Annotated in this window: 10 protein-coding genes; 1 reads left to right on the forward strand and 9 read right to left on the reverse strand. The window is 53.9% G+C overall.

The genetic code is table 11. The features are described from left to right. The 8 genes from PHC90_13360 to moaA all read right to left on the reverse strand — a co-directional run. A partial coding sequence (locus PHC90_13360; GenBank protein MDD3847331.1) for a PAS domain S-box protein occupies positions 1 to 2,582 on the reverse strand: 2,582 nt, incomplete at its 3' end. A 341-nt stretch (positions 2,583 to 2,923) separates the two neighbouring features. After that, positions 2,924 to 3,499: a hypothetical protein gene (locus PHC90_13365; GenBank protein ID MDD3847332.1), complete on the reverse strand. Its 576-nt coding sequence runs from the start codon at positions 3,497 to 3,499 to the stop codon at positions 2,924 to 2,926. Positions 3,500 to 3,659: 160 nt separating this feature from the next. After that, entirely contained in the window at positions 3,660 to 5,060 is a 1,401-nt protein-coding gene (nhaA, locus tag PHC90_13370) for a Na+/H+ antiporter NhaA (protein ID MDD3847333.1), read from the reverse strand. Positions 5,061 to 5,135: 75 nt separating this feature from the next. Next, positions 5,136 to 6,128: a recombinase family protein gene (locus PHC90_13375; GenBank protein MDD3847334.1), complete on the reverse strand. Its 993-nt coding sequence runs from the start codon at positions 6,126 to 6,128 to the stop codon at positions 5,136 to 5,138. A gap of 297 nt (positions 6,129 to 6,425) precedes the next feature. Further along, complete coding sequence (locus tag PHC90_13380) at positions 6,426 to 6,920, reverse strand: MogA/MoaB family molybdenum cofactor biosynthesis protein (GenBank protein ID MDD3847335.1); 495 nt, start codon at positions 6,918 to 6,920, stop codon at positions 6,426 to 6,428. Further along, positions 6,917 to 7,354: an MOSC domain-containing protein gene (locus PHC90_13385; protein ID MDD3847336.1), complete on the reverse strand. Its 438-nt coding sequence runs from the start codon at positions 7,352 to 7,354 to the stop codon at positions 6,917 to 6,919. The genes PHC90_13380 and PHC90_13385 overlap by 4 nt, the downstream gene beginning before the upstream one ends. A gap of 9 nt (positions 7,355 to 7,363) precedes the next feature. Next, the gene (gene moaC / locus PHC90_13390; protein ID MDD3847337.1) at positions 7,364 to 7,846 is read right to left on the reverse strand and encodes a cyclic pyranopterin monophosphate synthase MoaC; all 483 of its coding nucleotides are present in this window, start codon (positions 7,844 to 7,846) and stop codon (positions 7,364 to 7,366) included. A gap of 106 nt (positions 7,847 to 7,952) precedes the next feature. Continuing rightward, the gene (gene moaA, locus PHC90_13395; GenBank protein MDD3847338.1) at positions 7,953 to 8,930 is read right to left on the reverse strand and encodes a GTP 3',8-cyclase MoaA; all 978 of its coding nucleotides are present in this window, start codon (positions 8,928 to 8,930) and stop codon (positions 7,953 to 7,955) included. A gap of 279 nt (positions 8,931 to 9,209) precedes the next feature. Between moaA and PHC90_13400 the strand changes: the two genes are divergently transcribed. Further along, positions 9,210 to 9,830 carry a PIN domain-containing protein gene (locus PHC90_13400; GenBank protein ID MDD3847339.1) on the forward strand — a complete coding sequence of 207 codons (621 nt, stop codon included), beginning with the start codon at positions 9,210 to 9,212 and terminating at the stop codon, positions 9,828 to 9,830. A 184-nt stretch (positions 9,831 to 10,014) separates the two neighbouring features. On the opposite strand, the gene PHC90_13405 is transcribed toward PHC90_13400, so the two are convergent. Further along, a partial coding sequence (locus PHC90_13405; protein ID MDD3847340.1) for a PAS domain S-box protein occupies positions 10,015 to 11,394 on the reverse strand: 1,380 nt, incomplete at its 5' end.

Consider the following 11,394-nt stretch of genomic DNA (forward strand, 5'->3'; position numbering starts at 1 on the left):
TCAATATCATCCTTCTTTTCCCTGTAGAGCGCAATCGCCTCTTCGCCGTTCTGAACCGCATGCACCGCATATCCCAGAGACTCGATGATCGCCCTGCTGACGGCAAGGACGGTGGGCTCATCATCAACGAGAAGGATCGTCCCCGTACCCCCCACTGTCTCAGCGGCGGCAGGCTCAGCCTCGCTGATCTCTTTTTGTGATGCGGGCAGACAAAACCAGAAGGTCGTTCCCTTGCCAGGTTCGCTATCAACATCGATATAGCCATTGTGGTTCTTTATGATGCCATAGACCATGGCAAGTCCCAATCCCGTTCCCCTGCCAAGTTCTTTTGTCGTGAAGAAAGGCTCGAAGATCCGTTCTTTCGTCTTTTCGTCCATGCCGACACCGCTGTCAGCGATGAAAGTGCATACGTATTTTCCGGGAGGCATTGAACACGCCTTTGACTCCGCGCCATCGATGACGATGTTCTTCGTTTCCAGTGAAAGATCTCCGCCCGAGGGCATGGCCTGCGAGGCATTGAGATAGAGATTGAGCAATACCTGCTCGATCTGGCCCTGGTCTCCCTCCACGGCCCATATGCCCTTCTGGTATTCATGATGAACGGCAACCTCTTTTCTTGTCCTTCCGAACATGGTGGAGGTCTTTTCGACAAGGTCGTTCATACTGAAAGGCTTAACAACGTATTTGCCGCCCCGCGCAAAACCGAGAAGCTGCCGCGTGAGGTCCGCTGCGTTCCTGACGAGGTCTTCGATCTGCCTCAACCACTCATAATGGGGATGGTTCTTGTCGGTGTCGAGTATCATAAGCGAGGTGTAACCCTGAACACCCATGAGTATGTTGTTGAAATCGTGGGCAATACCACCCGAGAGGGTGCCGATCGCCTCCATCTTTTGCGCGTTTACGAGCTGTGCTTCCAGCCTCTTGCGTTCCGTGATGTCCTCGCAGACCATGATAACGTCACCGTTGCCAAGCTGCACGGGAATGAACCCGATCACTTTCGTCGATCCATCCTTGCACATCACGTTGTAGACACCGGAGTCCTGCGGGCTGTTTACCTTGAGATCGCGCAACCACCCTCCCATGATGCGATGGCGGTATGCCTCGTCGGGATATGCTTTTCTGAACCATGTTCTCACGTCGGGAATGTCAGCCAGGTCGTAGCCGAATATGGCCTTGAATTTCGGGTTTATGTAGGCGAAATTTCCCTTGACGTCGATAAGGGCCATGCCGATCGGGGCGTTCTCCGAAAGGCTTCGCATTTTTTCCTTTTCCGCAAAGAGCTCCCTCTCCGCCTCTTTGCGCTCGGTGACATCGCGGATGGATTCTATCGCCCCCACAACGTTCCCGTGGGTATCATAGAGAGGACCGGCCTTCCCCCAGAGGCTCCTCTTTTGCCCGCGCACACAGGGCACATCGGTCTCCGTGAAAAGGGTGTCGCCGTCCTTCTTTATAAAGGAATACTGTTTCTCGATCTCCTCATCCCACATGGAGACGAAGTTGATAAGGATTGGCCGGCGCGTTCCGTAGAAGGGAAGCGCGTATTCATAGTCACCCTTGCCGAGCATATCCTCCTTGCCTGCACCCGTCATGACCTCTATGGCCCGGTTCCAGGCGATGACCTTTCCCGCCTCGTCTATTGCCAGCGTCGCGTCGGGAAGGAACTCGATGATGTCCGCCAGTCTCCTCTGAGATTCCAGCAGCTGCCTATCGGCGCGTTTGCGCTCGGTGATTTCGCGAAACGTCCATATCCTCCCGTAACGATGCCCGTCGTCGCCAACAACAGGTGCCGAATACCTGTCCAGGACCATTCCGTTCTTCAATTCGATCTCATCGCTGCTCGTCTCATAGGGATGCTCGTAAAGGTACATGATCTTTTCAAGGAATCTGCCGGGATCGCTGATGAGGTCTACGACATAGCTGAGCATTGAGGCGTCATCCCCACCATCGACGAGATCCTGCGGAATCCCCCAGAGGTCCACGAACCGCTGGTTGGTGATCAGCCTTTTCTGGTTCTCGTCGACAACCAGTATACCGTCGATAGATGTGTTCACCTGTGCTTCGAGAAGGGCCGTTTTCCATTTCAGCGCATCCTGAACCCGGCGGCGCTCGACGATATCCTCGACAATACCTTCATAATAGGCCGGGGAACCATCGGGATTACGGATAACCCGCACGTTCATCGAAATCCAGATCTTGCTCCCGTCCTTGCGGTACAACTGCATCTCGCAACCATGCATCGCATCGTTTTCATTGAGATACTTCATGCACCTCTTGCGGTCTTCAGGGTCCACATAGAGCTGCTCACCGATGTTCGTGATGGTACGCGTCAGCTCGTCGGGGGAGGAATAACCGTATATGGCCGCCAACGCCGCATTGGCACGCAGGTATCTTCCGGCAGGTGTGCTCTGGAAGATGCCCATCATGGCATTGTCGTAAATGCCGCGGTATTCTTCCTCGCTCCTGCGCAGGGCCTCTTGCACACGCCTATTTTCGCTTTCCGACAGCTCCAGGTCCTTGATCCTCTTCTTGAGGGCGGATATTTCATCGAACAGTTTCTGACGGGTTTCTGAGGTGTCGTTCATTGCTGCTTCCCGGGTGACAGGCGATACGTTGTCCTGAGAACCCTACAATAGATGTTCAAAGAAGTCAACATGAGGACAGCGGGACCGATCGGGACCGAGGGGGCTGACAACGGTGACAATATTGATGTACAAGAAACAATTCTTCCCTCTTCACCGACACCCTCCGGCAGCTCGTATACAAGGCGGGCAGATACCATTATTGTGTTATCGCACAATGACTGTGCGGGATAAGTGACGGGCCGTTTCTACCTGTCCGCCGAGACAACGATAATTCTGTGGTCATTTGGCGTAAAGAGCCGTTATCCGAATCGACTGCGATGAGATTGTCCGTGTCCGGGAGTCTACGGCCGGGAAGAGGCCTTCGTGATGTCCGAGATCATGGCGAGAAAAGCGGCGAGGTTCGGCTCTTCGCGAACCTTCGCATCCTGGAAATAGGTGATCCTCAACTTCATGAAAAGACCCCTGTGACCCGTCAGGTAGAGATGGGATACAAGCTTGATGTTGTTCTGCTCATACGTGAGTACGCCGTGGAAAAATCTCAGGTGGTCACCGACGCGCGCCTTCTCTTTCTTGATAACAACAGAGATATTCCTGTAGGTGCCCTGCTTCTCCAGGGCGTAGATATCTCCGAAGGCCTGGTCGAATTCGTTGCTCACGACCTCCGACGAGATCCCGTCGGGGACGGGACCCTGCCCGAGGTCGTAAAGAAAAATGTCTGCCCTCATCGTGCCGGTGCGATACGAGATACCCGTACCGAGACCCGCATATAACGGTTCATAATCCGTGGCCCGGACAAGTTTCAACGTGTTGACGGGATCGGGGAAAAGAAGGCCTGTCCTCTGGTGCCGATAGGGCTCGGCGAGAACATTTCCGGCCGAAATGGACAGAATCGCCGTGATGATGATCGCTGCGAGCATCAAGGCTGCTGCAGTGTTTCGGCTTCGCAAGGAGACACTCATGTCAGACACCATCCCCCTAATATCTCCAAATCAGACGATAACACAACCCGACATTTTTTGCACGACCGTCCTCCAGGCTTGGCTGTCTGGGACAGGGGAGGCATCCTGCCTCCATCGCCTAATCCGGCAGAGCCTTTTTTCCGTCTTCTGAGCACTCAGCCCCTGACTCGCTGCTCGCAACAGGTTTTCCAGCGCCGAAGTAAAGCCAGGAGAGGCCCAGGGTCGCGGACACGAGGGATGCCACAATTATGCCCATCCGGGCCTCCTCGAACAGGGAAGGCCTGTCGGCAAAAGCCAGTTGCCCGATAAAAAGAGACATGGTGAAGCCGACGCCGCCGAGCCAGGCCGCTCCCAGGATATGGCGCCACGCGACACCACCGGGGAGTCTGGCGACACCAAGCTTCACGGCAAGCCAGGCGAAACTCGTGATCCCAATAAACTTTCCCAGGACAAGCCCCAGAACAACCCCCAGGGTTACCGGCTGAACAATGACCTCCCGGAAGGGCATGGCGAGAACATCCAGACCGGCATTCGCCATGGCAAAAAGCGGGATCACCCCAAAAGTCACCCAGGGGGAAAGATGGTGCTCCATTCGCTGTTGGGGCGATTGCACGGCGGAGGATGCCTTTTCAAGGTTCTCCGCAATGGTGCCCATGCGGCTGATACCGAAGGGTGCGTCAGTTTCTTCGCAATTGATGGTCTCCGCATGGAAAGCGTTCCTCATTTCCTTAAGCCGTTCGTCAAACTGGTGCGGGGTATAGGTGGGCCGTGCCGGAATCGTAAAGGCAAGCAAGACACCGGCCAGTGTGGCATGTATCCCCGATTCGAGAAGCGCCAGCCAGAGAAGAACCCCCAGGATAACATAAGGTAAAGGGTGACGGATACCTCCCCGGTTCAAAAGACCGAGAACGCCCAGGGTACCGGCCGCGGCGGCCAGAAGTGTCATATCAATGGTCTGCGTGTAAAAAAGCGCGATGATCAATACGGCACCCAGGTCATCGGCGATGGCGAGAGCGGTTAGAAAAATGATGAGATTCCTGGGAATGCGCCAGGCCAGGAGAACAAGGATTCCAACGGAAAAGGCGATGTCTGTGGCCATCGGGATACCCCATCCTGCCGAGGTCGGACCGGTATGATTGAAAAAGAAGTAGATGAGAGCCGGCGCAAGCATCCCCCCCAGCGCCCCCGCGACGGGAAGTGCCGCATTGCTGAGAGATGCCAGCTCCCCCACCATTATTTCACGCTTCAGTTCGAGACCAACGAGCAGAAAGAAGAGGGCCATCAGCCCTTCGTTCACCCATACGTGAAGAGACAGTTCCATCGTATGAGAACCCATACCGATCCGAATGGGTGTCTCCCATAAATGTCGATAGGCATTGCCCCACGGCGAACTGGCCACGATCAGGGTCAGGAGCGTCATGCACATGAGAACGATGCCGCTTGCCGTGGTTTGGCGCAGAAATCGTTCGAAGGGGCCAATGATCTTCCCGAAAAGGGGTTCGAGGGGATAGGAGTTCATGCGACCTTCAAATATCATGTTTTCCATGATATTTCAAGACCTGGCTCCCTGGAGGCAACTTATGGATTGGCGTAGTTATCCGCTGAAGTCCTGTCCGTTTGCGCTGCCAATGCTCCTGCACCCGCAGGAAACAAGCCTCTCCCCGCACTTGGGACAGCGCTCCATGTAGCATCCATCGTGATGGAATCCCCCCGGATTGACCCCGCACCTCGGACAACGTTCCTTTTCGTCCTCAGGATAGGGGATGCGAGGATGAAACTCTCCATTGGGATAATCGATATACCCACCGGCGCATGTCGTTGTTCTGGAATCGTTGATGTTCTTGCCGCAATGTCTGCACAGAAGAACCTCTGAGGTCTCCTGGAATTGAACCCTCGGTTCCGCTTGCACCGTCGCCGCAGCCGGCGGCATATGCTCTTCGGGAACCTCTTTTTCGGGGGATCTTTTCTGAAGCGCATCCTTCTTCGCCCTGGGGTCCTTCTTTGCTACAACTATCTTCCGCGTTCTGAGATAGCTTGACAGGTTGGTCGGAGAAGTCTCGACGATGCGGGCCAGAGAGGCCTTGCTCACCCCTTTCGAGAGATATTCGACGATAAGCTCTTTTTTACTGTCCAGTTTCGATGCGGAAATGCTCCCTTTTGGCCTGCCCAGAACCACCCCTTCATTTCTCTTTTGTGCAAGGACCCCCTTGATACGCCTGGAGGTGACCTCTTTATCCACCGCAGTGAGCATATTGAAAAGGGCTGTGGCAGCCTTTGACGACCCGTCCCCGGGGCCGTTGAGGTCCACACCCTGTCTGGCCGCGATGAACCGCACCCCCCGCTTCAGGAGATCGCCTGTTATCGCGACAATATCCGAGAGGTCATTCCCCGTCACCGCAAGGTCCGCGATGATAATCACATCCCACCGGTCAACGCTGAAAAAGAGGTCCTTTACCCTGCGGCTGCGCTCCCTCCTGGCGGCAGGCAGTTCAACGGTGATGTAATTGTCGATCCGGAAACCCTTCGCCGATGCATGTTCTGCGATCATGCTCTTCTGCGAGGCTGGATCCTCTCCATCGAAAGACATAAATATATACGCTATGTTGGCCATTATTGATCCCCCGGCAAAAGACTTGAAGCGACGACCTCCCGTATAGATCTCGGAATGGTTCAAATGTCTCTTTCTATACCATGCATGAAATGATCAAACTCGCTATTTTGTTGATCATAACCTACCATGAAATTACCTCATTACCTTATCATGCCCTGTATGGCACATCATGTGAGAGAAATTATAGCATACCATTGTCCACAAATTACATACAGACGGGGAAAAATTTCAATAGAACGGGAATTTTCTCGCCTGACGTGAACCCTACCCTGGTTATCCCTGCGTGGCGCAGTCCGACGGGTCGCCCTGAAGCTTCGCCAGAGCGTGGGGGATGGCGCCGATGATGAAGCCAAGACATTCCATGGCCGCCTTTTCACTGCCGGGGAGATTGATGATGATGCCCTTGCGGCGGATGCCGCATACGGCGCGGGAGATGATGGCCCGGGGCGTGATCTTGTAGCTTTCGGCGCGCATGATCTCGGCAAAGCCGGGGAGATCGCGGTCGATGACCGAGCGCGTTGCCTCGGGGGTCACATCCCGCGCGGAAAGACCCGTACCGCCTGTGGTGACCACCATATCGACGCCTTCCTCATCGATGGCCCTGACCATCGCATTCGCTATGACCTCGGCTTCATCGGGCACGATAATGATATCACCTACGACAAACTCCTTCTCAAGCGCTCCCTTGATGGCCGGACCGCTGGTATCGATGCGTTCTCCTCGGGAACCTTTGTCACTCACTGTTATTATCTGCACACGGTAGCTCACGATAAGACCTCCAATTCGTCTCCCACGGAGACATCGCCTTCCGTGAGCACTTCGGTAAAGATGCCCTCCCGCGGCATGACGCAATCTCCCACGGTCTTGAAGATGTTGCAGCGCGTATGGCATTCCTTGCCGATCTGGGTCATGCGCAACAGAACCCCTCCCGAGGTCCGCAGTGTTGTGCCCACCGGCAGTTCATGGAGGATGATGCCTTCGGTGGTAAGGTTCTCCGCAAAATCGCCGGCATTGACGTCAAGACCCTTCGCCCGGATCTTGTCGATACTTTCCCTGGCGAGAAGACTTACCTGGCGGTGCATGAACCCGGCGTGGGCATCACCTGTCAGACCTTTATCCTTGAGCAGCCGGCATGTTCCGACATTGCGTTTCTTCTCACCCTTCCCCTCGCTGATGTTTACGGAGATGATCTTTCCTTTCATTCTCACCTTCTATGATGTCTTCCTTTTATATCTCCCGCTCTTGCCCCCGCTTTTTTCGAGGAGAACAAAGGGCCCGAGCTCAATACCCTTGTCCACGGCCTTGCACATGTCGTAGATAGTGAGAGCGGCAACGGTGGCGCAGGTCAAGGCTTCCATCTCGACACCCGTTTGCCCCTTCGTCCTGACCGTGGATATGATTTCCACCGTGCAGTGCGTGTCTTCAAAGCTGAACTCAACGTCGATATGGGTAATAGCAAGGGGATGACACAAAGGTATCAGGTCATGGGTCTTCTTCGCCGCCATGATCCCCGCGAGCTTTGCAACGGTGAATATGTCTCCTTTGGGACCGCGCCCGCCCCGTATGAGGGCATAGGTATCGGCGGACATCGTCACCCTGCCCGATGCCACCGCCTCACGTTGAGTTTCTTTCTTCCCGGAAACATCCACCATCCGTGCATTGCCTTCACTGTCAACATGACTCAATTTCGCCAAACCCAACCCCCTTTTAAAGATAATGACCAAATTACAATAACCAATAAAAGATAATGGTTTCTCTGGTTTGGTTATTGGTCATTGGAAAATTGGTTATTGTCTTTTCTCATCCTCCTATATTCCTCAAGCTCCTCTGGCATTTTCGTATTGTGCCCATCTCGAGCTTCTTTTCCGGTTTCACCTTCACGACGCTGCGGATGAACTCCTTGACCTCTTCATCGTTCCTGCCTGACCTCAGCAGCGCCTTTACGTCGTATTCCACGTCGGAAAAAAGGCAGGGGCGTATCATGCCCCTCGAGGTCAGCCTTATTCGATTACATTCCGCACAGATATGACTGGAGACGGGACTGATGAAACCTATCCTTCCGGAGCCGCCCGCTATATCGTAGACCCTGGCAGGACCTTTGCCGCGCTTCAGCGAAGGAATGAGCTCGAATTCCCGGCGGATGACCTTCTCTATCTGCAGCGACGTTATTATTTCGGTGGATTTCCACAGCGACATGTCACCGAAGGGCATAAACTCGATGAACCTCACCTCGTGGTCCCACTTTCTTGCAATACGGACAAAATCGAGTATCTCATCATCATTGAAATCTTTTATGATCACGGTATTAATCTTTATGGGATTCAACCCGTCATAGGATGCTTTCTTGATGCTCTTGATGACCTTGTCGAAGGCGTCGATGCAGGTGATCCAGGCAAACCTGTCCTTTCTCAGCGTATCGAGGCTGATATTGATGCGCCTGAGTCCCGCCTCTTTCAATTCATCCAGATGGTCGGCGAGAAGGATGCCGTTCGTCGTGAGGCTTATGTCGGAGATCCCTTCGATGGCGCCAAGCTCCTTGAGCAGATGGGGCAAACCTTTTCTGGTGAGCGGCTCCCCGCCTGTGAGGCGGACCTTTTTGACCCCCATCGAGGCGCATACCCTGACGAAACGGATGATCTCCTCGTAGGAGAGGACCTCGGTGTGGGGGATAAAGGGAAAATCGCCGTCAACGCAGTACCTGCAGCGCAGGTTGCACCGGTCGGTGACGGAAATGCGTATATAATCGATGACCCTGTTGTAGTCGTCTATGAGCTTCATGTCATGCACGAGCCTATTCCTCCGGGAGGGCAGGCATCCTGACCCGGTGTCCCGCGGCTTCCCCTGTATCGGCGTTTTCCTTGAGCACGGCTCACCGGGAACCCTGTTCACCCGAACCATCTATCATACCCGTAAATGGCATTTTTTTCAATAAGACAGGTTAGATTGTGGAACACTGCTGTCCGGCATTCTGGAACGCAGAACGGAATAACCGATGACCTATTACCTATCTTTTATTCCTTGCTTGAGTAATTTCTTTAAAACATGTATCATTAAGGCATGGAACAGGCGCTGAAGCGGATCATCCTCGTTGATTTCGAGAACATTCAAAAATTCGACTTCGACCATATCGATACCACGCATACGGATATTGCCATTTTTGTGGGCAAATCACAGAACAAGATCCCCTTCTCCCTCGTTGAAAAGGCCCAGACCTTTGGGGAGCGTCTGGCATGGGTAAAGATAGCCGGAGACGGCAAGAACAACCTCGACTTCCACCTTGCCTTTGAGCTGGGCAGGCTCAGCGAGAGAATGGACAAGGATGTGGAACTTATCATACTCTCAAAGGACAGCGGATACGATTCACTCATAAGGTATATCAACGAACTGGGTATAAAAACGAAGAGGATCGCCAACCCGGCGGAGCTTTCCGACAGCAAGAAGCAGCTTCCATCATCGAACTTCACCAATTACATCGTCAATAACCTTAACAAGATCGACGGACAGAAGCGCCCGCGGACACTAAAGACCCTCAAGAAGCATGTCGAATCGTTGCTTCGCGACAAGGCCGGAAGCAGCGAGATAGAAGCCATACTCGAAGAGATGTTCATCAGGGGCCTTCTCAGCGAGGTCAACAACCGCCTGAAGTACACCTTCGACGCATCTGAAGAAAATAAGTAACAACCCATCACCTATCAACCGTCTTCATTAGAATAGCGCCCAACGATTATCAGGCCCTTCTGTTTCCTTATCCGCGCAAAAAGATAGGCGGCGGCGGGTCCAGTCCTTCGAGTCTTACCTCAGATTGGCGATATGCCAGTCACCGGAAGTGCGGAGTTTCTCGATGAATGAGCAAAGGAACTACCTAGGGAAATATTGTTGCGATCGTTCTTAGCTTGTCTTCCAGTTCCTTTCGCGCCGTTATATCGCGAAGATAGACAAGAGAGGCCGTCTCGCCCCTGTAAACGATGGGTGTCGCTGAAACCTCGATGAAGACAACGGAACCGTTCTTCCGTATCCCCTTGAACTCATAACGATCGGCAACCTTTTCGCCTCTCTGGCGCATGTGGTTGATGTCGAGAACGCGCTTGCGGTCATCGGCGTGGATCGTGAGGGAGATATTCTTGCCCAGGACGTCCTGAACGCTCTTGTATCCAAATATCTCCGCGAGCTTCCTGTTCACATAGATATAGATCTCTCCGCGGAGTATCGCCACACCATCGTTTGAGTGTTCGACGGCTATCCTGTATCGTTCCTCCGATTCGTGCACAAGGTTCTCAGCCATCTCCCTCTCGGTAATGTCCCTGCCCAGGTAAAGGACGATACCGCTTTCTCTCTGATTGAGCGCCATCCCCGTCCATTCAACAATGACGACGGTGCCGTCGGGGCGGGCGGTGGCGACCCTTATGGGCTTGCCTGTCTTTCCGTTCTGCCGGATCTCCTCGAAGCACTCTTCCCGTGGGCCGGCGGCATCGAGAAAATCCTCCATATGCCGGCCGATGAGGTCCCGGGGGTGGCCGAGACCGAAGAGACTGTATGCGGCGCTATTGGCAAATATGATCCGTCCATCGGCAAGCGTGAGTATGGCGTCGGGAAGGATCTCGACGAGCTGGCGAAACCGCTTTTCACTCTCCAGCAAGGCCTCTTCGGCCCTTCTGCGCTCCGTGATATCTTCGACGATGGAAACCACCTTGGCTATCTTGCCCTTCTTGTTCTTCAGCGGGGTGCTGTTGACGCTAACATACACCGTCGACCCGTCCTTCCTGACCATCTGGAATTGCTTGTTGTACGAGGAGCCCTTCTTGATGACCTCTTTGAGAGTCTCGTGGGCCCTGTGAAAGTGATCGGGATGAAAGAGAGCGGCTATCGACCTGCCGACAACCTCTTCCCTGTCGTATCCGAGCACCTCCCTTATCTTTCCGTTGCAATCGACGATCCTTCCTTTTTTGTCGACAGTGGCTATCAGGTTCGCCGCAGACTCAAAGATGGACCGATAGTTGTCCTCGCTTGCCCTTAATGCCTCGCCGCCTTTCCTGATGGTGTCCTTCAGCTTCCTGTGGTCCCTGAGAAGCTCCAGCAGATGTTCCGCCTTGAGGGTCTTAATTCCTTCCTGGCCGGAGATCACCGCATCGCGAAAGAGAAAATTTTCGTAGACGTCATCGCCGATGATGAGCGTGGGATAGGTCTCGAGAACGCGGAACAGGGCCTCGTGTGAGAGCTGGTCGAGGCCATACATGAAGACCAT

It is taken from the genome of Syntrophorhabdaceae bacterium, from assembly GCA_028698615.1.
Lineage (GTDB): Bacteria > Desulfobacterota > Syntrophorhabdia > Syntrophorhabdales > Syntrophorhabdaceae > Delta-02.

What these genes read in the sequence shown, in the direction of transcription:
- PHC90_13365 (MDD3847332.1), bottom strand. Translation starts at nt 3,499, where the DNA reads ATGCTCGCAGCGATCATCATCACGGCGATTCTGTCCATTTCGGCCGGA.
- moaA (MDD3847338.1), bottom strand. Translation starts at nt 8,930, where the DNA reads ATGAAGCTCATAGACGACTACAACAGGGTCATCGATTATATACGCATT.
- PHC90_13400 (MDD3847339.1), top strand. Translation starts at nt 9,210, where the DNA reads ATGGAACAGGCGCTGAAGCGGATCATCCTCGTTGATTTCGAGAACATT.
- PHC90_13385 (MDD3847336.1), bottom strand. Translation starts at nt 7,354, where the DNA reads ATGAAAGGAAAGATCATCTCCGTAAACATCAGCGAGGGGAAGGGTGAG.
- PHC90_13375 (MDD3847334.1), bottom strand. Translation starts at nt 6,128, where the DNA reads ATGTCTTTCGATGGAGAGGATCCAGCCTCGCAGAAGAGCATGATCGCA.
- nhaA (MDD3847333.1), bottom strand. Translation starts at nt 5,060, where the DNA reads ATGAACTCCTATCCCCTCGAACCCCTTTTCGGGAAGATCATTGGCCCC.